This window comes from Nostoc sp. ChiVER01 (assembly GCF_034531155.1).
In the GTDB taxonomy this organism is placed as follows: domain Bacteria; phylum Cyanobacteriota; class Cyanobacteriia; order Cyanobacteriales; family Nostocaceae; genus Nostoc.
In genome coordinates, this window is sequence record NZ_JAVRBS010000003.1 from 410,425 (window position 1) to 432,709 (window position 22,285).

The window sequence follows — 22,285 nt, forward strand, 5'->3', positions numbered from 1 at the left end:
GAAAAAATAAAAGCATCACATCTAGTGTTAAAGCCTTTTCAATGCCGTGTCTATAAAGCGACTTTCACAAAAAGTCTAATTTCGTCTTGAGCAGGAACACAAAATTTATTGTGTTCCTGCTTAATTTTTCAGTATGGAGTTTTTCGATTAGCTTAAAGTTTAGTCTCTTTGCTGAAAATCTGAATCTGAGTACCAGGATAGTAAAATTGGAGAATTTTTGGACTTGACCAACCTAATTTAGCTAAATTTTGAGCGCCAGTTTGACTCAAGCCGACTCCATGTCCTAATCCACCCCCAATAAAGGCGTATCCCCACAGTTCGGCTTTTCCTTTATTCAGGGGTTCTATGTAAAATAGTGTACTTCTAGGAGCAGCAAAGGCACTACGAACTTCGTCTTTGTGGAGAACAAAGGTGCTGTTATCAGTTTTTACGGCAAGTTCAAGGATACGTCCACTCTGGCTTCGCTTCACTACTGCCATAGCCTGAATTGTCTTAAATTTGGCATAAGGACTGTTTTTCACCTGCAAAAATTTCTGCAAGTCTTTGGTAATATCCTTTAAAGGGGTTTCCTTATGCCAACGAAACATATCCCATTTGCTTTCATTAAATCCTTGTTGGATATTAATAAATTTTTGGAAGTTGTTTTCATCTGCTAAACTCTGCTTAGACAAGTCCCAAAAATTAGTTGCAGCATCCAGTACGGGGCGCAGATAAGGACGATCGTCACCATTCCAGACATCGCTGAAGGAGGCGGTAACGCCACCAGTAGTGGAAGAATAAAGGGCATCTACTAGTTCGTTTTTATAGGTTACTACCTTACCCCTGGTTGAGGCGATCGCTTTGTCTGTTTTGGCGGCCGCTCCATTTAGCCCATAATAAACTTGGCAGTGAGTATCAGCACACAACTGATAGTTATCTGCTGCGAACCTACGCAAATTTCTTAAAACATAAGTTCGAGCCAGAATTGCTTGGGCTTCTAGCGCAGCTGTTGGTGCATCTATGCCTATTTCGTAAGGTACAACCCCACGCAAATAAGTTTCTAAAGCAACTTGGTTAACTAAAGTGTATGTGCCATAAGCATTTGGCTGCAAATTCATTCGCCCGGCATAAAGACGAGCATTTTCGGGTTTTTCGCTTTTATTCACCCGAATCAAGTTTTTATCAGTACTGATTTCCAAATTATTTGGGCTATAGCGCTTACCATCCACTACCCAACTAACTCGGGGTACTTGTTTTAAAACTTTAGTATCAAGATATACTTTTTCTTGGGTAGAAGCTTGGATGTTCTGCAATAGCAACCGTCGTAGTAAAGGAGTGCTATAAACATCGCGTTTCGCCCAAACCTGCCAGCGTTCTGGCTGGGCTATTTCCACTTCTATTCCTTGAGAACGCCATTTATTAGCACTGTCTTCCGCAGTTTCAAAGGTACGGTATGTGCCTAAAACTACCACTTCCTCAACTATTGGCTGGGGTAAAGCTTGCATAACTGTTTCCAGCTTTACAGGATTCTTGGTAACTAGGGTTTGCTGCTTGTTGCCCGCAAGAAATTTTAGCTTTAAGCGATCGCCTTTTGTCGGTTCTAGTTGCAGCTTGGCTGTAGGTTGTGAGCCAAATCGCTGCACAATCCCAATTTTCAGTTCCATACCCTGAATGTTACTCTCAGGCGCTGATGCAGCAGTTAGTCCCAATAGACAAAATGTGGTCAGCACAGCCTGGGAAAAACGCCAAAGCGAAAATTTCATGGCTACCTGATAGGGTACACCTACGGGGAAGCAAGCTACGCGCAGAGTCTCCAAGAGTTGCGATCGCAAATAATCGATCGTTTTCTGCCCCTTAATGCGGTGTTGGAGCTGATTTTCCGATTGCTTTGTAGTGCGGTTTTTTTGTCGCATGAGTGCTCCAATGATACCATTAGCAGTTTTGCCCAAAATAGTTGCAAAACGTAGTCATAATGACTATGATTTATTTAGAGGCACAAAACAGAACTAGTTGGATAAACTCCTTATGGTTAGAGTCCAAGAAATTCCATTAAATCAGATAAAACGGCCATTGCCTCGTGCAAACGATCCAAACAAAGTGCAAGCTTTAATGGAATCGATTGCGGAGATTGGGCAGCAAGAACCTATAGATGTCCTAGAAGTAGATGGACAATATTATGGCTTTTCTGGTTGCCATCGGTATGAGGCTTGCCAGCGTTTAGGCAAAGAAACCGTTTTAGCCAGAGTTCGTAAAGCACCCCGCAGCGTATTAAAGATGCACTTGGCATAGAGAATGGGAGTAGAGAGTGGGAAGCAGAGGGGAAGAATTTTCTCTTTGCCCCCTGCCCCTCTGCCTCTTTTCAATTCCCAATCCCCAATTAGACTTGTTGGGTAATAAGCTCAAAAATCCTTGAAACCTGCTTGTGGCAAGCTTTTTATTGATTTATGACTAAAATGATTGAAACCCAGACTCCCTAAGCTTTTCAGCGATTTTAGTCACTATTTCCCGACAACTCTATTACATATAACCTAATTAGGAGAAAATTATGTCATCGAAAGTAACAGTCAAAAATGTAAATATAGGCATTGACGAGGCGAGTAGGGCTAAAATCGCCGAAGGTTTATCTCGCCTGTTGGCTGACACTTATACACTTTATCTGAAAACTCATAACTTCCATTGGAATGTAACGGGGCCGATGTTCCAGACATTGCATTTGATGTTTGAGACCCAGTATACAGAATTAGCTTTAGCAGTTGATTTAATTGCCGAGAGGATTAGAGCGCTTGGCTATCCTGCGCCAGGAACCTACAGCGAATATGCCAAACTGAGTTCGATTCCAGAAACTCCTGGCGTTCCAAAAGCTGTGGAAATGATCCGTTTATTAGTGGAAGGACAAGAAGCCGTAGTCCGAACTGCACGGTCTATCTTCCCTGTGGTAGAGGAAGTTAATGACGAACCTACAGCTGATTTATTAACTCAACGGATGCAAGTACACGAAAAGACAGCTTGGATGTTGAGAAGTTTACTGGAAGAATAGGGACTAGGGACTGGGGACTAATAAAGACTTAATTTTTTTGCCAATCCCTAATACCCAGTCCCCAATACCCAATTCCCAATACCCAATTCCCGATGCCTAATTCCCAATTACCAATGCCCAATTCCCAAAAGTTGCAAAATTTAATGCAACAGGCAGGGATTCCTAGTTTTAAAGCGCTGAGTCGCGCTGCTGGTGTCTCAGAGCGTCAACTTTTGCGATTACGCCAAGGAAAGCTAGAGCAGATGCGGGTAGATGTATTGCTTAAGCTTTCGGCAGTGCTACAAATTTCATTGAATGAATTAATCGCAAATTTTTCAACCGTAGAGTTGTTACAAGAAAAAGCAGCGCCTACTCAGGAATTATTAGAAGAAATTGCAGATTTAAGAAAAGAGTACCAGCGATCGCAACTTCAATTAGAACAACAGCGAGAAATATTACTACAAGAACTCCAGCAGTCGAGTTTGCAACTGCTGGAGTCTTTATTATTGCAATGGCCAACCGCAGCACAGAAAGCGCAGGAGAATCCCCAGTTAGCAGCAGTCAAGATAGTCCCGTTGGTGCAAAAACCTCTAGAAAAGCTTTTAGAAGCGTGGGGGGTAGAAGCGATCGCACCCGTAGGGGCAGAATTACCTTATGATCCCCAACTGCACCAATTGATGGAGGGAACTGCACAACCTGGAGAATTAGTCAAGGTGCGCTACACTGGCTACCTTCAAGGTGAGAAGTTGCTTTATCGAGCTAAAGTAAGTCCTTTTAGAGAAAGTTAGAAGGCTTTTCGCCTTCCTCTAATCCCCTTAAAGCTTTAAAGGCTTATATTTATTGGCGTAATTCCCCCCTGCTTAAAATCAGCTAGCGGCCTCCCTGCCTCAACTACAAAACCGCTTATTTGAACCGTATTGCTACTCTGACCATCTAATTCTTTCTTCAATTTATTTAATCTTCGTTGTTTCAACTTATTTACTGACTAATCTGAATTGGCTAGAAAACGATCTAATGACTGAGCGGAGTTTTTATTTACAACTTTCGCTATCTCTAGTAATGGTTTTATTTAAATTTTGGACATTATTCTTGGATGTAAATATTTGAAGCACTCATAATTTCTTACTTCTTTAAACAGGTCTTTATAGTCTGTACAATATTCATCTATGGTTGCTTACCGGAGGCAAGTATTACAAATTATTTGAAGATGTTCCTTGATGGTATTGCATAGCTTTGGCATAATCACCCAAGGCGTAGCAAGCGGCTTTCAGACGATCAAGAGCTTCTTCTTCACTGCGCCGATCTTTGATGCTTCTAGCTAACAGCAAACGTTCTTCATAATACTTAATGGCTTTGTTATAGTCACCCAAAGCTTCACAAGCAACTCCCAAGTTACCTAAAGATTGTTCCTCGCTACGCTTGTCTTTAATTTCTCTAGCTAATTGCAACCGTTCTTCATAATACTTAATAGCTTTGGCATAATCACCTAAAGCATAACAAGCATTCCCTAAATTCTTTAGCACCTGAGAAGCACTGCGAACATGTTTTAAGGAACGTGCTAGGATTACACACTGCTCATAATAGGCGATCGCTTTTGGGTAATTGTCCAAAGCATACCAAGCATTACCCAAATTCTTGAGTACCTGTTCTTCACCCCAGTTATCTTTGAGTTCCCGGACAATTTCTAGGCTTTGCTGCTGATACTCAATTGCCTGCGTAAAGTTACCGCAAGCTTTATATACCAATCCTAAATTATTCAGTGCTGCTACTTGACTACGTTTGTCTTGCAGTTGTTGCGTTATTTTTAAACACTTTTCCAAAAACTCAATAGCCTTGTTATGGTCATTTAAGTGACGGTATGCATTCCCTAAATGGGAAAGTGCTTGCATTTGCACTACAAAATCTGAGGAGTTTTTGACCAAAGACAAACACTGTTCGGAGTAAGAGATAGCACCTTTGTAGTCTCCAGCTGTGTAAGTTACCAATCCTAAAAAAGAAAGTGCCTGTGCCTGTTTTTGCAAATCTCCAACGGACTGAAACAGCCCCAAAGATTGTTGTAAGGACTTCAAAGCCCCTATTAACTCACCAGCTTGCTGCTGTTGAATTCCTTGTCGTAGTAGCTTAGATGCTTCCGATATATCATCACTTTCCTCTATACGTAGTATTTCTGCTTGTGAACCAGAGTCAAATTCATGGGTAATTGTATTACGCTTCACTGATTTTAAGTATGTTATGGGTAATTACAGGGGAACTGTATTTTTTAATTTGTTATTCCATTCGCCTTTAGACATCAGGCCTTTCCTGTTTAGTCTGGTGCTGAATCTAGTGTTCCCAAAACCAGAAGGTATCTTTCATCAGGTTGGTTTAGCACAGCGTGACTTATTTATCGGAATTTTTGTATTCCAAACTTGGGAAATCATCGCAACAGACCCTGATAGACTGCCCCACCACAGCACAATTTATTGAGATAAAGAGATTTTAGATTTGGCTAACCAGTTGTGAAGCTTATGAATAGAACTTATATATTGACAAAAGCACTAGTTGTGAGTGTGTTTTTAAACCACATCTTTCGTAAGGGCATAGCATGGTCTATTTACGTAGTTTACCGCCGTAGGTATCGCAGGTGAATTAAGAAAAGTCTAAAACAATCTATTTTCTTTATTTCACATCACCATGCATTTTTATAATACGTATGATAAATAAAGTATAAATAAATACTTTTTGTAATTAAGGCTGTGATCGCTTATTAATAATAAATCCCCCCTTTCCTCTTGAAAATGCGGGGCTATGTCCGCTATTTCTGAGAGTACTTGGGAGGATATTCAAGAAATAAATGTCACTAATCTACAATTATTAATTATTGGCTCAATTAAAATGCACCTGCTAAAAGTTAGGTGTTGATTCACCCAACAGCTACAGACATATTTGCCACAGAGCCATTATTTAGGATAGGCTGACGGGTTTTCAAGTCAAATTTAAAGCCATGTGGCAAAATATGAAGCTTTGCTCCGCAAATCGCTAAAGACTCATCCTTCAAAATTTCGTCCATATTGTTGTACGTAGCCTCTGATTCATCAACAATCGTAACCGCACCTTCACCAATAATTTCAATTTGGTTATCTGTTACGACCATAGCGGTATTCTCGTCAATACCGAATCCTAAAACAGCAGGCTGTAATATCAAAGCTGAGATTAAGCGTCCCAAGCGTCCACGCTGGGAAAAATGCTGATCAATTACTACTCCTGGGAGAAAACCAAGACCAGGGCCCATTTCAACAGTTTCAATCCGAGGATGTGTTTCTGAGTCGCCTTCCACAATCATTACGTCTGGCATCACGGCAGCCCCGGCGCTTGTGCCTCCGATAACTACACCTTCACCGAACCGTTGATGAATCGCTGTATCTATTTCGGTGCCCTTGAGAATACTGGTAATGCGAGCTTGATCTCCCCCGGTAAAAAATACCCCAGTTGCTTTATTAATTGCTTCCAATGCGGTAGAAGAAGATGCATCTTCGCGGGTTTCCGTATCAATAATGCGAGCATTTTCCGCTCCCAGCCGCTCAAATACTCTAATATAATTTTCTCCCACTTCTCTAGGTAATTCTGTCGCCGCCGTCATAATTACAATATACGCCTTTGTACCCCCAGCGCGTCGCACAAAGTCTCGGAGAATTTGGCAATCTCCTTCCTTGTCTTCGGCTCCTCCAATAATTACCAGTTGCCCTTTAGAATTAGTTTGTACCATGATGGATGTCCCCTGATTTGAGTTAATAAATTTTACTAAATCATCACAATTCCAAATATCAAATCATCCTTTTGGTAGATCGCTTGATAGAAAGAAGTATTGATATTTGCATAGACACGTTCGCGTAGCGTCTCGGAGAGAAGCGGCTTGTCGTTAGACATCGCCATGAAACTAAAAGATTTTGCCAAAAAATTACAAAAAAACCAACATCGTTAAGGTTCCTTGACTTAGCAAAACTCACAACATCAACTGCCTCTAGAGTGATTTTCTAAAGGCAATTGAAAATTTATTGTTCTATTAAATAGTCGCTATTGACTCTAACTGAGTGTAATTAGATATCTGATGGCAAGCCCTCAAGCCCTAATGAATGCGACTTCTGTAAAGCAAGTTAGTTAAGAAAAAACGTGCTTGTTCTAGTGGCAGATGCCTGGGTTTGCCTTGGTAGACAATTTGATACTCATTCATATCCGGGCCATCACCATGCCCAGAGATCAGCTTTTGGTGAAAAGCTTCCTCAGCAAGTTCTCGAATTTCGTCTCTTAGAGCAGCTTGTGTGCTATTCATACTTTGCTGTCTTTTGAATACCGCATATTCATTTATACAATTATTGGCTGAGTGTTGCACCTTTCAAAGGTTATATATTTGACTATTCATAAGGATGAATTGACTATAGTTTTTTCTTTGCTGAGGTAGGGGGGTTTAATTATGCCTTGAGATAGTTGAAAATGCTTACTAATAGGTTTAATGTAAGTTCTGATTAGATCAATGGCTTTGCCATCACTCTCAAAAAATAATGTGAGTTAATTTACAATCAATAAGTCTGAGTAACCAAAACTCAGCATTTAAATTTCAGGGTGTTTAGCCAAAGGTTTGTAATCAATGGTTCTACAAAAAAGCAGTGATTTAGTCCGCATTAATGCTAGAAGAACGGATGTATTCGATATTTTCAACTTCAAGCATTATGTTGGGCCCAACCCCTATTTAGATATAGGAGCGCTAGTATTTGATTTTACTCTAGTTGACTCTAGAGAGCCTTTGCCCATCGAAGATTATATTGCAAAGATTAGCGATCGCTATCCCCACCTGGGCAGCCAAAGTTACGAATCTTATGCTCATCTATTTGCTCAAGTTGTGTCCGAAGTCGGAAAACTGGACATGGATTTGCACCTTAACTGTTGGAGTGTCAAGCCATATCCAGATTTTGTGCGGATTAGCGTTCAATCACTACATGAACGCACAACTAGAGAGGTAGCTTATTTTGTTTGGGATTGGTTTGAAGCCATTACTCAAGATGAAGACTTTACCTTTGATGAACAGTTGGTAAGGCTGCAAAATAAATTCCGCGCCTCTGTCTATGGTGGCCCCACAGTTTACGCCTTATTGCGAACAGCCTACGAAAAAGGCATTCCCGCGTTTTATTTGTGGGAAGAAGGATTAATGCAATACGGCTTAGGAAAAAAACATGTCCGAGGGGTCGCAACAACATTTAACTGTGATAGCCATCTAGATTCGGAGTTTACCACCCGCAAAGATGACTGCAAGGCATTTTTAAAAACTTTGGGTTTCCCAGTCCCTGAAGGCGATATCGTCTTTTCTGAAAAGGAAGCCTTGGCGGCAGCAAGACAAATTGGCTACCCAGTCGCAGTTAAGCCAGTGGTAGGCCATAAAGGAATTGGCGTTACGGCTGACGTGCAAGATTCAAAAGAACTCGAAGCTGCTTATAATAGGGCACTGGCAGCAATTCCCGAAGATCAGCTAACTCGGATAATTGTTGAGAAAAGTATTTCCGGATCAGATTTTCGTTTGTTGTGTGTCAATGGCAGATTTGTCGCCGCCACAGAACGCCGTCCAGCATCGGTTGTTGGTGATGGCTATTTAACGCTTGCAGAATTAATCCGCCAAGAGAATCGGAAACCTGCACGTTTAGACACGCCAACCTCGCCGATGAGTAAAATTCAGATCGACGAAGCGATGGAACTCTATCTAGAGGAACAGCGCTTATCATTGGACAGCGTGATTGAGAAAGGGCGCACTGTTTACCTACGTAAAGTCGCCAATCTTTCAGCCGGAGGTATGAGCATTGATGCAACCAAGACAGTTCATGATGACAATATTATCTTGGCGCAAGATATTGCCCAACACTTCCAGTTGACTTGCCTTGGTATTGATGTCATTACGAAAAGTCTCTCAGAATCTTGGAAATCCAGTAACTTTGCTATCTTGGAAATCAATGCTGCACCAGGGGTTTTGATGCATCTTAAACCTTCTGTTGGTGAAAGCGTTGATGTGCCTTCTTATATCTTAGAAACCTTTTTTGAGTCGGGTACAGATGCCAGGATACCGATTATTACCTTTAATAAAATCTCAGTTGAAGAACTGCAAGCAACAATTGACCATATTCTTTTGCAAAACCCCAACTGGACAATAGGTGCTGTTTGTCGTGATGCAGTTTTTGTGAATCGCTCGAAAAAAGTATTAAGCAAAAATTACAACAGTAACGTCCAAACTTTGCTGCGTCATCCAAAACTTGATTTGCTCATTGCCGAGTATGCGGAAGATATTCTAGATGAAGAGGGCATGTTTTACCGCAGTAGTAATATGGTCGTTTTGGATAATCCCACCGAAACTGAAATGATCTTGGTACGGGATGTCTTTGATGGTTCGACTGTGGTAATTAGAAAAGGCAACGACATTTCTATCCGTCGCAAAGGATTGATTGAAGATTATACTTTGGGTGAAGATGAACCATTTACGCGGGTTTATTTGAAAGAGACTGGAGCAATTTTGTAGTGTAATTTCTTACTAGCCTTGGCGATTATCAATCGCCGCTACACATTAAATCAAATAACCTCACCCCACCCCTCCCCGCTTGCGGAGAGGGGATTAAGGGTTTGTGTGCAATGACTGTGGGAATCATAATTAATTATGCGGACATGATAATACTAATAATTTGCTATTTATCCGAAATTATCGATTTTCTAGAAGTTTAAAATATCTAATGATTCTTCTATTTCTAAATCTAATATTATTTCTCGTGTATCTTTGAGCAATTCTAGCTTACCTTCTTGACGATAGATATCTGCCGCTTTTTGAAAATCTTCAATTGCTCCCTGTTTATCTGCTATTTCTAAACGGATATTGTCACGATTATAATAAGCATCTGCATAATTTGAATTAATCTGGATTGCTTGGGTATAATCTTCAATCGCTCCTTCAAAATCCCCTAAATCTGAACGAGCATTACCACGGTTGTAATAAGCATCTGCATAATTAGGATTAATCTGGATTGCTTGGGTATAATCTTCAATTGCTCCTTCAAAATCTCCTAAATCTGAACGAGCATTACCACGTTTTTTATAAGCTATGGCATCTTTAGGATTAATTTTAATTGCTTGGGGGAATCCTGGTTGAGAGCCTAATAAATAACGAGTAATTCCACGATTTTTATAAGCATCTGCATAATGGGGGTTAATTTTAATAGCCTGTGTATAATCTTCAATTGCTCCTTGGTTATCTCCGACATGAGAACGAGCTTCAGCCCGGTTTTTATAAGCTACGGCAACATTAGGATTAATTCTGATAGCCTGAGTATAATCATTAATTGCTTCTTCTAACCGCCCTAGTTGAGACAGAGCTAAACCTCGTTTATTGAAAGATTTAGCATCATGAAGATTTAGTTGAATTGCTTGAGAATAATCTGCGATCGCAGCTTCATAATCTCCTATTTGATAGTGAGCTAAACCTCGTTTATAATATAAATCAACATCACTAGATTTAATTTTTAAGGCTTGATTATAGTTAGCGATCGCATTTAAATATTCTCCTTTCTCAAAACATTCATCACCTAATCTTACATAAAGTGTATTTAAATTTTCATTACTATATTCTGGTTTTAAATAAGATTTAGTCAATTGATTAATAGTTGGCTTAGATGATACAATTTCTTGCTTCTGGAGATATTTATAAATTGGTGTTTGTTGCCTAGAAGAATTATTTATAGAAGATTGTAACTGTTCTAAATAACACCATAAACCACCACCATACAGTAATTGTTCAATCCCAAATGATATTTTACCAGTCTTCAACTTAATCATCTGGGTTGGGAGAAAACCAGCCAAAAAAAGGTGATATTCAGATTGGGCTTCACTCACATCTTCTTGAATCAAAATGCAAACTACAACCGCATTTTTTTCAACCTCTTCAGAACTAATTGACCATCTAACTCTATCAATACTACCATGACGAGATTTAACTTCGATACCAATAGATGGGTCAGAAGTCAAGGTAAAATCTATATTGCCATCGCCACCGAATCGCTTTTCATAATCGACTTCCGTAATAAAATCAGCTAAACGTTCTTTGACAACTTCCTCACCCAACTTCCCTTTAAGATAGCTAAGAAAAACGTCACGGACTGGTAAAACACGCTTATATTTCTCAGCCATTTGCCAGCAAAATTCCCGTAGTGCCTTTAATCTCTCTCCAGAGATTATAGTTAATTCACTATATTGACCTTCTGTTTCACAATGAAGCAGAGAACCAGATGTTAACCTTTTAATAAAATCAGACTGTAGCGATCGCAGTAGTGTAATCCAGTCCATTATGTTTCTGCGAATCTTTTGATGAGATTATTCTATTAAAATATCTATTCGGCGTAAAGCTTTTAATTAACTCTTTAGGTGCAGCCATGTCTGATTATGCCAGAGTTTTAAAGAGTTGAGAGAGTGCGATCGCTCTTAATAATACATGAAATATTAGCTAACCACCAATCGCGCAAATGACCCAAAATCAAAACCCCAACCCAAACTCTCTCACCGATTCCAGTCCCCCCTCGAAGAGCGGGGAGGGGGTTAGGGGGTGGGGTTCCGGGATACCCTTGGTAAACCCCACACGAACTTTGGAAAAAACTTAAGCCATTAGCGCGACAGATGCGATGTGAACCAACTCCCTCAGAAAAGCTACTTTGGGAAATAGTCAAGTTCATCTTTTTATGAATCCAGTCTTACCTTATACCATTTCACTAAAATCCTGATACAAATTCTTTCCCCTCTGCTCCCCTGCTTGCCTAAATGTATCAACCTTAAAGTGAAACGGTATTACAAGGAATCTCCGGTTAGTATTCCCAGTTAAGTGACAGAAATCTCAAATCCTATTAAGTTGTTCTACAGTAAACCCTTCTCCCGCAACAGTGCATCAGCCCAAGCTGCATCTGCTTCTGACAACGCTGGTACTGGTTGTTGACTATAATCTACTACCAAATCATAGCCGTAGATATCATATACCTCATTTAACAATGTTTGCAAATTTATAACTGGTTCCGTATCTCCAGAGCGCAAAGGCAGGAGAAAAGGTGGAATTGTATCTAGTAAATTAAAAGCATATAAGTCAGCATAAGGACGGCGATCGCCACGACAAACTAAAATTCGATATTGACTCTGAATATCATTGCCCATCATTGGCATTGGTTCACCTTTACGCAGTAAATCAATTTCAACTAAATTACTACGACTGGCTAATACTTGTTCGCGTTTCTCTTGATATGTCTGCCGTCCTTTCCCTGTACGTTTATTTGTAGGAGATAAAATTTCAATAGTAGTAACTAATGCCTCTGTTCCTACTTCTCGCACTTCTAAATATCCTTCCCTGATGGAAACAGGCATAGGAATCTTTACTTTTATAGGTTCAGGCGTTGGTGCGGCTACTGCTACATTTGTATTTGTAGAATCAGTTACAGTCTGCCGATTCTTCACAATCACATCAGGAATGCCAACAAGTAATGAATTCTCATCAGTGGTTTCATACATCCGCACCTCTACAGCAACTCGATATTTAGGACGCAATTGGGGAGATAAAAACCTGGCAATTTCACTAATTAGCAAGTGATGTAACCCTGGAAATAATTCAGGATGTTCTAAATACGGGTTCATTCCAGGAAATATGGAAGGCATTGATTTAACTCCTATTTTCTTCTTTAACGCAGTCCTTTCTCCCGTAACAATGCGTTTGCCCAAACTACATTCTCTTCTGGAAATTTGGACACTGGCTCTTTGCTGTAATCTATTACCAAGTCATAACTTGCACGATCATAAATCCCAGCTAATAAACTCTGCAAATCCACCAAAGGTTCACTATCACCAGCTTGCAAAGGCAATGAAAATGCAGGAATTATATCTTGCAAATTAAAAGCATATAAATCAGATTGGGGACGATTTTCTGCCCGACTTACCAAAATCCGATAATCATTTTGCGTACCATTTCCAAAAACTAACATTGGTTCCCCAACACGTAATAAATCAATTTCCACCAAATGTGTTAAACTTCCCAATACTCGCTGCCGCTTAATTTCGTATGCGTTGCGTCCTTCTCCTGTACGTTTATTTTTAGGTGATAAAATTTCAATTACTGTCACTACTTCTTTTGTTCCCACCTTTCGCACTTCTAAATATCTTTCCTTTACTATCTCAGGTATGGGAACTGTCACTGTTTTAGGTTTAATTGCAGGTGTAGCTACAGCTATATTTGGTATTTTAGGATTTATTGCTGCCTGTGAATTTTGTACTATTACATCAGGAATACCAACCAAAAGTTTGTCATCGCCAGTAGTTTGATAAATTCGTTCTTCAATAGCGACAAAATATTTAGGACGTAGTTGAGGAGATAGATAATCTGCGATCGCAACTATTAGTCTCCCATGTACTCCTGGCCATAATTCAGGATCTTCTAAATACGGGTTCATTCCTGGAAATGGATAAGTCATAACAAATATCTCAAAACCAAAATTTTAATTTTATGGCATCAGCTATAGAGGGGGTACAGATGTACGCCCCTACATATCTATCTTTATCAGGTATTTCGTGAAATAGTATTACCTCATATCATAGCCAAACAAATTCGGGTCTACTTCTCCTAACTGCAACTCTGCTAAACCATACTCCGCCCATCGCCTCTCTACCATCGCCGCCACATCTGGATCAGATTCCAAAGGCGAACCCCATTCATGGTCTGTTTCCGGCGGAATCTTTGTAGTCGCATCAATTCCCATCCGTCCACCTAAGCCAATCTTTTCACTGGCGAAATCCAAGGTATCAAAAGGTGTATTTGGCAGAATAAAGACATCCCGCACTGGGTCAACTTTAGAACTAATCGCCCATACAACTTGACGCGGATCGCGAATATTTATGTCTTTATCCACAACAATTACAAATTTGGTGTAAGTAAATTGTGGTAAAGCACTCCAAAACGCTAAAGCTGCCCGTCGCGCTTGTCCGGGATATGCTTTATCAATAGAAATAATCGCCGCTTTATAACTCAAAGCTTCCATTGGTAGGAAGAAATCAACGATTTCTGATACTTGTTGCCGCAGAATAGGCGTATAAATACGATTTAGTGCGATCGCCATCATCGCTTCTTCTTTAGGTGGACGACCGCTAAATGTTGTTAAGTAAATCGGATTTTTCCGGTGCGTCATACACTCAAAGCGTACCAATGGCGAGTCTTCTACACCGCCGTAATAACCCATGTGGTCGCCAAAAGGCCCATCCGATAAAACTTCTCCTGGTGTAATCGTCCCTTCTAAAACAAATTCTGAATCTGCGGGAACTTCTAAATCGACAGTTTTGCATTTCGCCAACTGCACACCAGAACCGCCGTAAAGTCCAGCAAACAGCCATTCTGATAAATCTACAGGTATAGGTGTAGCTGCTGCCATGATAATTAGAGGATCTACACCAAGTGCGATCGCAACTTCTAATTTCTTCCCACGTTCGGCCGCTTTTCGCAAATGCCTTGCCCCACCCCGCACCGATAACCAGTGAACCGTCATCGTATTCTTGGATTGTAGTTGCAAGCGATACACACCTACATTTGGAGTACCCGTCTCGCAATCTTTGGTAATTACTAGTCCCAAAGTGATAATCTTGCCAGCATCACCAATATAAGGACGTATCAAGGGCAACTTGTTTAAATCTAAATCATCGCCTTGAACTACAACTTGCTGACAAGCAGGGAAAAAGTCCCGTCCTGGTTTCGCTTTTACCACATCAAACAGCACTTTCCCAAAATCTATCGCTTGGGAAATCTTCTTCGGCGGTTTTGGCTGTTGCAGCATACTTAGTTTTTTCCCCAGAGTTTCCAACTCCTCTGGATGCTGCATATTCATCGCCCAGCAAATCCTTTCCACAGTTCCCATCAAATTCACTGCCACAGGGAAAGAAGCGCCTTTGACATTTTCAAACAACAATCCTGGGCCACCTTTTTGCAGCATCCGGTTGGAAATCTCAGCAATTTCTAAATCTGGGTCAACTAAAGCTGAAATTCGCCGTAATTGTCCCTTATCTTCCAAAATTTTAATGAATCCCCGCAAGTCTCTTGCCATTGTTCTAATAAAGCTGATTATTTAAGAAGTGTGAAGCGCTTTCTTATATTATGGGGCATTGGGTATTGGAAAGAGGCAGAGGGGCAGGGAGCAGAGGGGAACGATGTAATTTTTATTTTCCCCCTTGTTGCCCCCTACTCACTTATTTACTTATTTGGGGAATTTTTGGTTTTAATTAGAAATTAACCTATTTAGTAACTTTTCTTAACTGTGTTTTCCAAAGTGTTTAGTTATTGTATCTAGGGATATGCAATTATTTTTTACAAATAAGCGCTAACCTGATCAAACATGGCCAGAATATACTATACCTTCCTGGCGGGCGGCCTTGTTATATGGCCCCTGCCGGATTTATTTGTTACAAGCTGCGATTGTGCCTTGCTTTTAGGTTTTTCTTAATTTTTATGAGTTTGCGTTAGCGTAGACTAACCCAGGCATCGACTCCCCTATCAATATATAATAGGTAACAGGTATTTCGTTAAATGGTATAAGGAATATTTTTTAAGCTGATCAATGAATTTGATTAATTTTCAATACTATCAATAACTCATTATTTTTTGAAACATAATTAAACTAAGAATACTACGCCAATAATTTATGATTTTCAAGTAATAATGTCGACTTTACCAGTGTCAATATCGTAACAAGCGCCAACAATTTTTAGTTTACCTTCACTGCTCAATTTAGCTAAAATTGTTGAGCTTTCCTGCAATTTTTCAGCCTGATATTGAATATTCGCTATAACTACATTCTGCATACTATCACCCGTTCTTAACTTTACTCTTTCTACAGATGGTTTGATACCCTCAATAATCAAACCAATTCTGCCAGAAAGTGGTTCGTTTTTGATTGCTTCTGCTACTGCACCGCATCTTTTATGACCTAAAATCACAATCAACTGCGAACCTAAAACTGTTGTAGAATATTCCAGACTACCTATAACTGTGTCACTGACGACATTACCAGCAACTCGCACAACAAATAAATCTCCAAGTCCTTGATCGAAGACGATTTCCGCAGGGACTCTGGAATCTGCACAACCTAATATAGCGGCAAAGGGATATTGAGCTTTAGCAACTAATCGCAAATGTTCTAGTGATTGATCGGGATATTTACGTTTTTGTTGGATAAATCGTTGATTACCATCCAGTAAGCGTCTGATAGCTTCATTAGGACTAACTGGATTAGGGTTGCCTGGATGAATATCAGCAATAGCAGTTTGCTCTGTATTCCAAAAACTATCACCAAAAGCAGTAGCTGTAATACCTACTAAACTGGCAAATTTTAAGAAATTACGTCGCCCTACAAATCCATTAATTCGACTCATCAATCTACCAGAAAACAAAGCTGTTCTCAGAAAGATATCAGACTTAAGCAAGATGCAATAGTACCCTTTTACACGATTTAAGAGTCATTTAATCTTCAGATAGCATCGTAATTTAGAACTTAAGTATATAGGCATAACTAAACATATAAGAAAATCCTAGTTCGTAGTAAGCGATTCATCGCTTATAGCAAGTTTTAGTAAGACAAAATATTTACTACAAACCAATTATTTACCCCTATGTATATATTTTCTGTATTCTTTGGGAATACTTAACACAGTATTGGCTATATTTATGACTTTTTTAAACAAAATCAACTGGAATTTTCTACGTAAAAATTCTCAAAATAGCTCTGGCATAGATCCATTTGCCCCTATCCAACCATCTACAACACCATTAACCCCTAAAAATCTAGCTAAATTAGAGCATGAAATGGAGCTAGAGAGGCAGGCTCTCAAAAAATCCTCTCAGCAAGTGCATAGCAAAACCAAGCGGGGTATAGGTAGTAAACTTATTTGGATAACAATACTTATCGGTATTCCGATTGGTGTGATTTGGGTGGCAAACCAGCCTTACCAGGTGATTCGCCGTCCGCTGATACTCCATGCACCTTTTTTGTTGCTACCCAGCTATATAAGTATGGATAATCACTATCGACAGGCGTTGGTATCAGTCGAGCAAGCTGAACAATTGATTGAAAAAGCTACCAGTCCAGCAGATTTGGCTTTGGGAGAAGAGAAGCTACACGAAGCACAAAAACATTTAGATCAATTACCAACTTCCTTTGTTAACGATTGGTCTGAATATAGATATTGGTGGTACGATTCGCGCTTTAGCATCTACGGTTTTAATGCATTTCGGAGTCAAGTTGGACAACTAGAAGCTAAAGTTTTTCAAGAAAAGAATGCTCAATCTTTGCTTACCAATAACATGCAGACCCTATTAAATACCAAACAACAATATGAACACGCCACAACAGCAACTGATAAACAGACTGCAACAGCTGCTTGGCAGACGGCGCTTAATCAATTAGAGCAGATTCCTGGTCAAACTCTGGCAGGAAAAACTGTACAAAACCAACTAGATAATTATAAGCGTGAGTTTCAGGAAGTTGTTGGATTGGCCGCTGGAAACGATCGCATCAGTGCCTTAATTACCGCAGCGCGACAATTTTCTTGGCAAGCTGCCAAAGCTGGTCAAAATCCACCACACACCGTAACTGAATGGCGACAAATAGAAAATTTGTGGATAGAAGCAATTGAGCGGCTTAAAGAGATTCCTTCAAAAGACGTAGCTGGTTATACCGAGGCACAGAAATTATTAGCAATTTATGAGGCTAATTTAGGTCAAGTTAAGGTAAGGCGGCAAGCTGAGGCAGATGGTGTGGAGGCTTTAGAAGCAGCACAACGAGAAATTGAAAGCTTTTTAGCTTCAATTCCTGCTGATGCTCATGATGTACAGCACAATCGGGTATTGAGCCAATTGCAAAGTATTATTAATCAGTTAGAAAAAGTGCAAAATGGTACTACAGCCTATCTTAAAGCTCAAGAGTTACTACTGTCGGCAAATAATAAACTTAGGCAGCTACAGATTAAATAAATGGTAGCGATCGCTTTAGTATGTTAATCTCTCCGCCAAAAATTTTTGCAATATTATAATGAATTGGCTGTACGCTCCTACTTATATATCAGATATTTCGTGAAATGATATTAGACCATTTGTACTATATATTTTCTGTTTAATTTCTAGCCAGTTGTGGTGAAGCGGTGACGCTCGTGCTTGTTAAGTGCGTCTAACCCTAAAAGGGTAGTTCACACGGGCGTCAACAACTGGCCATTGGGTGGGATTTTTGAGACGGGAATTGATCCCTTGTAGAATTTTCTCAATGTCCCAGTAACCCTGTTGATATTTCAATTAAAACTGCAACAGAAAAATTTTGGATGCCAAATTGCCAAAAGCACTTAATCAATTTTGATTGGGTAAACATAGGCATTTTTATACCATGAGAAAACGCCCCAGGTTTCCTCTGGAGCGGCTTTGCAGGATTTGTTGCGACTCAGCAGTATATTAAAAACTGATGCAGAACTTTATATATAGGAAGTTCGGTAAGCCTTCATGTTGAATTAAGGTTCTGCCCAATCCAGTTAATTTGCATTTTAGTCATTTTTTCGTGAATGAATGTCCTGTTTTACCTTTTTACTCCCTGTAGATGTGATTAGAAACGCAAGGATTATTGGGGAGAATTCTTTGAGCATCGAAAACGACGGTCGCGGCAGTGGCAGGAATAGTTCTAGCTTTTGTATTAGTTTATAGATAGCGTAGGCGCACCCCGCCTTAAACATCGCTATCGCCTGGTGAAGTTTCCTTATTAAAGTGGTCTTATATTGAATGGGGGCAAGAGTGAAAATCCGAATTAATGTCTTTTACCTGCTCCCAGATATAGCTCACCCACTTTAGGATCGTTCAACAGTTCTTGACCTGGGCCTGAAATAGCATCGCGTCCTGACTCCAGTACATAGCCGCGATTAGCCATTTCTAAAGCCTTACGGGCATTTTGTTCCACTAATACGATCGCAGTACCCGCCTGATTAATTTGTTTAATCTGCTCAAACACTTGTGTCACCAAAATCGGGGACAAAGCAGCAGATGGTTCATCCAAAATCAGCAAACTAGGTTCCAACATCAAAGCTTTACCCATCGCTAGCATCTGGCGTTCTCCCCCGGAGAGAGTACCAGCGCGTTGACGACGGCGATCGCTTAGTCTGGGGAACATAGCAAATATTTTATCTTTAATTGGTTTCAGAGGAACGTTAAGCACAAAAGCACCCATCTCCAAGTTCTCTTCAACACTAAGGGAGGGGAAAACATTGGCGATTTGCGGTACGTAGCACATTCCTCGCTGAACTATTTCATTGGACTTTAGCCCCACGAGATTTTCACCTTTGAAGGTAATTGTCCCTGTGTGCGGGATCAAAAGCCCAAAAATTGCTTTTGCTAAAGTAGATTTACCAGCGCCGTTGGGGCCAATTACAGTTACCAATTCGCCTGGTGCAACGCGGAAATTTACGCCTTGCAGGATATCTACATCTTTAATGTATCCAGCGTGGACATTTTGGACATCTAGTAAATAGTCATTTGTCATTTGTCATTTGTCATTGGTCATTGGTCAACAGTCAAGTTAAAAATAGCTATTGACTGTTGACTATGGACTATTAAGGAGTTTTTTGCAACTCTGGTCGTTCTTCTGCAAGAATTGCCCCTTCTACTGGGCAAACTTGGAGACATATACCACAATCGATGCAAGTGGCAAAATCAATCCAGTACCAATCAGTTCCCTTGGCATTTTTGCCTGGGCCATCATGAATACAAGCAACTGGACAGGCATCTACGCAGTCAGCAACGCCTTCACAGACTTCTGTAACAATTGTGTGCGGCATGTTCTCGATTCCCTCTTTTCTGTATCGGCTATTTCTAGCCTAGCAGGGGGTGGGGGACAAGGGGACAGGGGACAAGGGACAAGGGGACAAGGAGACAAGGGGCAGGGGGGATGGAAAAGAGGAATTGGGGCAGGGTGCGTTTTGCAGGGTAAAAAGTTTCCCCTTTGCTCCCTGCTCCCTAGCTTTTTCATTCCCCTCTGCTCCCTGCTCCCTGCTCCTCTGCCTCTTCCCAATTCCCACTAACGCAATGGTTCAATTTTTGGGGAGCCATCAGCTTTCATCCAAACAATTTGGGCAATGCCGCGATCGCTTGCATATTGGCGAATAGCATCTGCATCCCTTCCCCCTAAATCAATTTCTACGCGCACTAAATCAGTAGAATCTCTGAGTTTTTGCGCGTAGGCAAAGGCAGAGGCGTTAGCGCTAGCTGTCTCTGGTACTACCAACCAGTCACTCGTTGGAGTTGACTGTGGTAATTGCTGAGTAGACAACAGAACTTGGTATAAATCTTCAATACTTAGTCCAAAACCAATACCGGGAATGTTTTCTCCTTGGGGATGATATAGCCCCAAAAGCTGGTCGTAGCGACCACCGCGCCCTAAAACTCTAGCTTGAGATTCGGTATCATTAACAACTTCAAAGACGATACCAGTGTAATAGTCTATGGTCTGGATAAGGCTGAGGTCGAGGATTAACGGAAATTTTTTCTCTGATTCTAGTAATTCTACTAGGGATTTGAGGTTATTTACTGCCTCTCGCTGTTCTTCATCTAGATCCAAACTACTAACTTTTTGCAACACGTCTGCACTGGGGCCACGCAAATCAAGCATGGTTCGGGCGCGATCGCGTAGTTTATCACTTAGGGGTAAAGTATCTATAGTAATGCGATCAAGATGAGCGATCGCACTGCGAACTTTATCCTGTAAATTAGCAGGAAAAGCACTCAGGAGCGATCGGGTAATTCCCGCTTCACCTAAAATTAAATGCCATTCCTGCAACCCTAGTGCTGCTAAACAATCTGCTACTAACAGTAGTACTTCTGCATTCGCCAACAATCCGCCAGCACCTAATAATTCCACCCCAGCTTGATAAAATTCTTGTTGGCGATTGTGTCTATCCCAAGTGCGGCGAAACACATTAGCGTTGTAGTACAACCGTTGCGGATAAGTTGCATTTGCCATGCGAGTGACTACTGTACGAGCAATGGATGCTGTTAATTCTGGACGTAGCCCTAATTCATCATCTTCACCATTTTGTAGTTGAATCACCATCTGGCGCTGGATTGCTTCCCCCGCCATCAAAGTATCCATGCGTTCTAAAGTCGAGGTGATAATCCTGTGATATCCCCAACGGTGAAACACCTGCTGTAATCTATCTTCAATCCAGCGTTTTTTCTCCACATCCAAGGGCAATAAATCCCTGGCTCCTGCTGCTGGTTGATACACCATTATTTTTTCTTCCCACCAAACAAACCACCGAACAAACCACCACTACCAGATTTCTCTGGTTGCTTATCTCCATTATTGGCGGATGAAGTCACCTTATGATCACTTGGTTGTTGTCCTATAGCTCTATCTATTTTAGGTTTCCATTGCAAAGCCGCTTCGTCATTGGGGTCTAATTTGAGGGCATTGTCGAAGTGAATTTTTGCCATTTTTAGCTGATTTTGCTTCAAATACACCATTGCAATTAAACTATGGCAATGACTATTTTTAGGTTCTAGCTTCAGGGCATCCTGCAACTCTACTTTGGCTTGAGCAAATTGGTTTTTATCAATCAAAGATTGAGCGCGACGAATATATTGTTCTACAATCGAGTCTTCTTTTGGTGGTGCTGGTGCTGGTGCTGGTGGTGTATTTGACTGAGGCGTAACTGATTCAACTTTGGGTTGAGCAGGTGGCCGCGGCGCTGCGGATGTTTTGCTTGCACTCCGCATTAAATACACTAAATTCAACTCACTAACTTGGGCAATGACTTGCAGCGCTTGCTCTAAAGAATCATATTGGGTTTCAGCGATTTTAGCGATCGCACTTTTATAGAAATGCTCAAGATTGGGTGTCTGGGCTAACTGTTTAGCCAACTCGGTGGTGAGAGTCACTGAAGTAGATTCTTGTAGCAGGCGCTTGCCAATTTGCGACAAAATTAAAATATATTCCGTGCGAGTGCGATCGCCACACAGTTTTTCGTAAGCTGGGTTAACCAGCTTTGATAAAAATTCGTTGCCTAGCTGTTTTTGTTCATCAGTTTCAGTAAAACTACTATCCGGGTGTAAGCGACGGGCAATTTTAAGATAGCGTTTGCGAATCTCTTTGACATCCGCATCCACTGGAACGCATAAAACTGCGTGATGATCTATGAAATCATATTTAAATAGTCCACGATCTATTTTGAAAGACATATAGAGGTTTTGCA

Annotated in this window: 20 protein-coding genes and 1 pseudogene; 5 read left to right on the plus strand and 16 right to left on the minus strand. The window is 40.6% G+C overall.

Annotated elements, in window-relative coordinates; translation table 11 throughout:
- Positions 1–152: 152 nt before the first annotated feature.
- Positions 153–1,892 carry a SpoIID/LytB domain-containing protein gene (locus RMY00_RS06360; RefSeq protein ID WP_416212039.1) on the minus strand — a complete coding sequence of 580 codons (1,740 nt, stop codon included), beginning with the start codon at positions 1,890–1,892 and terminating at the stop codon, positions 153–155.
- Positions 1,893–2,004: 112 nt separating this feature from the next.
- Here RMY00_RS06360 and RMY00_RS06365 point away from each other — a divergent pair, with 112 nt between their 5' ends.
- The 3 genes from RMY00_RS06365 (at position 2,005) to grpE (ending at position 3,783) form a co-directional block, all read left to right on the plus strand.
- Entirely contained in the window at positions 2,005–2,268 is a 264-nt protein-coding gene (locus tag RMY00_RS06365) for a ParB N-terminal domain-containing protein (protein ID WP_012410090.1), read from the plus strand.
- Between the two features lie 256 nt (positions 2,269–2,524).
- Positions 2,525–3,016 carry a Dps family protein gene (locus tag RMY00_RS06370; RefSeq protein WP_322646736.1) on the plus strand — a complete coding sequence of 164 codons (492 nt, stop codon included), beginning with the start codon at positions 2,525–2,527 and terminating at the stop codon, positions 3,014–3,016.
- A 92-nt stretch (positions 3,017–3,108) separates the two neighbouring features.
- Positions 3,109–3,783, plus strand: a complete 675-nt coding sequence (gene grpE / locus RMY00_RS06375; RefSeq protein ID WP_322646737.1) for a nucleotide exchange factor GrpE — start codon at positions 3,109–3,111, stop codon at positions 3,781–3,783.
- Positions 3,784–3,905: 122 nt separating this feature from the next.
- Here the strand turns inward: grpE and RMY00_RS06380 are convergent.
- The 5 genes and pseudogenes from RMY00_RS06380 to RMY00_RS06400 form a co-directional block, all read right to left on the minus strand.
- A pseudogene (locus RMY00_RS06380) lies at positions 3,906–4,169 on the minus strand (IS701 family transposase); the annotation flags it as partial.
- Between the two features lie 16 nt (positions 4,170–4,185).
- A complete protein-coding gene (locus RMY00_RS06385; protein WP_322646805.1) occupies positions 4,186–5,229 on the minus strand; it encodes a tetratricopeptide repeat protein in 1,044 nt (347 codons plus the stop codon).
- Between the two features lie 668 nt (positions 5,230–5,897).
- Positions 5,898–6,740 (minus strand): cyanophycinase, encoded by an 843-nt coding sequence (locus RMY00_RS06390; protein ID WP_322646738.1) that lies wholly within the window; start codon positions 6,738–6,740, stop codon positions 5,898–5,900.
- 35 nt (positions 6,741–6,775) lie between these two features.
- Entirely contained in the window at positions 6,776–6,901 is a 126-nt protein-coding gene (locus RMY00_RS06395) for a hypothetical protein (RefSeq protein ID WP_322646739.1), read from the minus strand.
- A gap of 199 nt (positions 6,902–7,100) precedes the next feature.
- Positions 7,101–7,304, minus strand: a complete 204-nt coding sequence (locus RMY00_RS06400) for a hypothetical protein (protein WP_229483945.1) — start codon at positions 7,302–7,304, stop codon at positions 7,101–7,103.
- Positions 7,305–7,619: 315 nt separating this feature from the next.
- On the opposite strand from RMY00_RS06400, the gene RMY00_RS06405 reads away from it, so the two are divergent.
- Positions 7,620–9,530 (plus strand): acetate--CoA ligase family protein, encoded by a 1,911-nt coding sequence (locus RMY00_RS06405; protein WP_322646740.1) that lies wholly within the window; start codon positions 7,620–7,622, stop codon positions 9,528–9,530.
- 188 nt (positions 9,531–9,718) lie between these two features.
- On the opposite strand, the gene RMY00_RS06410 is transcribed toward RMY00_RS06405, so the two are convergent.
- The 6 genes from RMY00_RS06410 to RMY00_RS06435 form a co-directional block, all read right to left on the minus strand.
- The gene (locus RMY00_RS06410) at positions 9,719–11,341 is read right to left on the minus strand and encodes a tetratricopeptide repeat protein (protein WP_322646741.1); all 1,623 of its coding nucleotides are present in this window, start codon (positions 11,339–11,341) and stop codon (positions 9,719–9,721) included.
- A 107-nt stretch (positions 11,342–11,448) separates the two neighbouring features.
- On the minus strand, positions 11,449–11,724 hold the full coding sequence (locus RMY00_RS06415; protein WP_322646742.1) for a hypothetical protein: 276 nt from the start codon (positions 11,722–11,724) through the stop codon (positions 11,449–11,451).
- Between the two features lie 178 nt (positions 11,725–11,902).
- The gene (locus RMY00_RS06420) at positions 11,903–12,688 is read right to left on the minus strand and encodes a DUF4058 family protein (protein WP_322646743.1); all 786 of its coding nucleotides are present in this window, start codon (positions 12,686–12,688) and stop codon (positions 11,903–11,905) included.
- 23 nt (positions 12,689–12,711) lie between these two features.
- Positions 12,712–13,497 carry a DUF4058 family protein gene (locus tag RMY00_RS06425; RefSeq protein WP_322646744.1) on the minus strand — a complete coding sequence of 262 codons (786 nt, stop codon included), beginning with the start codon at positions 13,495–13,497 and terminating at the stop codon, positions 12,712–12,714.
- 108 nt (positions 13,498–13,605) lie between these two features.
- Complete coding sequence (locus tag RMY00_RS06430; RefSeq protein ID WP_322646745.1) at positions 13,606–15,114, minus strand: UbiD family decarboxylase; 1,509 nt, start codon at positions 15,112–15,114, stop codon at positions 13,606–13,608.
- A 601-nt stretch (positions 15,115–15,715) separates the two neighbouring features.
- A complete protein-coding gene (locus RMY00_RS06435) occupies positions 15,716–16,438 on the minus strand; it encodes a carbonic anhydrase (protein ID WP_322646746.1) in 723 nt (240 codons plus the stop codon).
- A gap of 292 nt (positions 16,439–16,730) precedes the next feature.
- Between RMY00_RS06435 and RMY00_RS06440 the strand changes: the two genes are divergently transcribed.
- Positions 16,731–18,035, plus strand: coding sequence for a hypothetical protein (locus tag RMY00_RS06440; protein WP_322646747.1), 1,305 nt, complete (start codon positions 16,731–16,733; stop codon positions 18,033–18,035).
- 814 nt (positions 18,036–18,849) lie between these two features.
- On the opposite strand, the gene RMY00_RS06445 is transcribed toward RMY00_RS06440, so the two are convergent.
- The 4 genes from RMY00_RS06445 to RMY00_RS06460 all read right to left on the minus strand — a co-directional run bounded on the left by RMY00_RS06445 (position 18,850) and on the right by RMY00_RS06460 (position 22,271).
- Complete coding sequence (locus RMY00_RS06445) at positions 18,850–19,578, minus strand: ABC transporter ATP-binding protein (protein ID WP_229554046.1); 729 nt, start codon at positions 19,576–19,578, stop codon at positions 18,850–18,852.
- Positions 19,579–19,648: 70 nt separating this feature from the next.
- Positions 19,649–19,873, minus strand: coding sequence for an indolepyruvate ferredoxin oxidoreductase subunit alpha (locus RMY00_RS06450; RefSeq protein ID WP_012407913.1), 225 nt, complete (start codon positions 19,871–19,873; stop codon positions 19,649–19,651).
- A gap of 239 nt (positions 19,874–20,112) precedes the next feature.
- Positions 20,113–21,321 (minus strand): ATP phosphoribosyltransferase regulatory subunit, encoded by a 1,209-nt coding sequence (locus RMY00_RS06455; protein ID WP_322646748.1) that lies wholly within the window; start codon positions 21,319–21,321, stop codon positions 20,113–20,115.
- Positions 21,321–22,271 (minus strand): J domain-containing protein, encoded by a 951-nt coding sequence (locus tag RMY00_RS06460; protein WP_322646749.1) that lies wholly within the window; start codon positions 22,269–22,271, stop codon positions 21,321–21,323. The genes RMY00_RS06455 and RMY00_RS06460 overlap by 1 nt, the downstream gene beginning before the upstream one ends.
- Positions 22,272–22,285: the final 14 nt, after the last annotated feature.

Coding starts and splice junctions, on each gene's coding strand:
- RMY00_RS06425 (WP_322646744.1), bottom strand. CDS start 13,497: ATGACTTATCCATTTCCAGGAATGAACCCGTATTTAGAAGATCCTGAA.
- RMY00_RS06390 (WP_322646738.1), bottom strand. CDS start 6,740: ATGGTACAAACTAATTCTAAAGGGCAACTGGTAATTATTGGAGGAGCC.
- RMY00_RS06455 (WP_322646748.1), bottom strand. CDS start 21,321: ATGGTGTATCAACCAGCAGCAGGAGCCAGGGATTTATTGCCCTTGGAT.
- RMY00_RS06415 (WP_322646742.1), bottom strand. CDS start 11,724: ATGAACTTGACTATTTCCCAAAGTAGCTTTTCTGAGGGAGTTGGTTCA.
- RMY00_RS06370 (WP_322646736.1), top strand. CDS start 2,525: ATGTCATCGAAAGTAACAGTCAAAAATGTAAATATAGGCATTGACGAG.
- RMY00_RS06400 (WP_229483945.1), bottom strand. CDS start 7,304: ATGAATAGCACACAAGCTGCTCTAAGAGACGAAATTCGAGAACTTGCT.
- grpE (WP_322646737.1), top strand. CDS start 3,109: ATGCCTAATTCCCAATTACCAATGCCCAATTCCCAAAAGTTGCAAAAT.
- RMY00_RS06435 (WP_322646746.1), bottom strand. CDS start 16,438: ATGAGTCGAATTAATGGATTTGTAGGGCGACGTAATTTCTTAAAATTT.
- RMY00_RS06360 (WP_416212039.1), bottom strand. CDS start 1,892: ATGCGACAAAAAAACCGCACTACAAAGCAATCGGAAAATCAGCTCCAA.
- RMY00_RS06430 (WP_322646745.1), bottom strand. CDS start 15,114: ATGGCAAGAGACTTGCGGGGATTCATTAAAATTTTGGAAGATAAGGGA.
- RMY00_RS06420 (WP_322646743.1), bottom strand. CDS start 12,688: ATGCCTTCCATATTTCCTGGAATGAACCCGTATTTAGAACATCCTGAA.
- RMY00_RS06460 (WP_322646749.1), bottom strand. CDS start 22,271: ATGTCTTTCAAAATAGATCGTGGACTATTTAAATATGATTTCATAGAT.
- RMY00_RS06440 (WP_322646747.1), top strand. CDS start 16,731: ATGACTTTTTTAAACAAAATCAACTGGAATTTTCTACGTAAAAATTCT.
- RMY00_RS06450 (WP_012407913.1), bottom strand. CDS start 19,873: ATGCCGCACACAATTGTTACAGAAGTCTGTGAAGGCGTTGCTGACTGC.
- RMY00_RS06395 (WP_322646739.1), bottom strand. CDS start 6,901: ATGTCTAACGACAAGCCGCTTCTCTCCGAGACGCTACGCGAACGTGTC.
- RMY00_RS06410 (WP_322646741.1), bottom strand. CDS start 11,341: ATGGACTGGATTACACTACTGCGATCGCTACAGTCTGATTTTATTAAA.
- RMY00_RS06445 (WP_229554046.1), bottom strand. CDS start 19,578: ATGACAAATGACTATTTACTAGATGTCCAAAATGTCCACGCTGGATAC.
- RMY00_RS06365 (WP_012410090.1), top strand. CDS start 2,005: ATGGTTAGAGTCCAAGAAATTCCATTAAATCAGATAAAACGGCCATTG.
- RMY00_RS06405 (WP_322646740.1), top strand. CDS start 7,620: ATGGTTCTACAAAAAAGCAGTGATTTAGTCCGCATTAATGCTAGAAGA.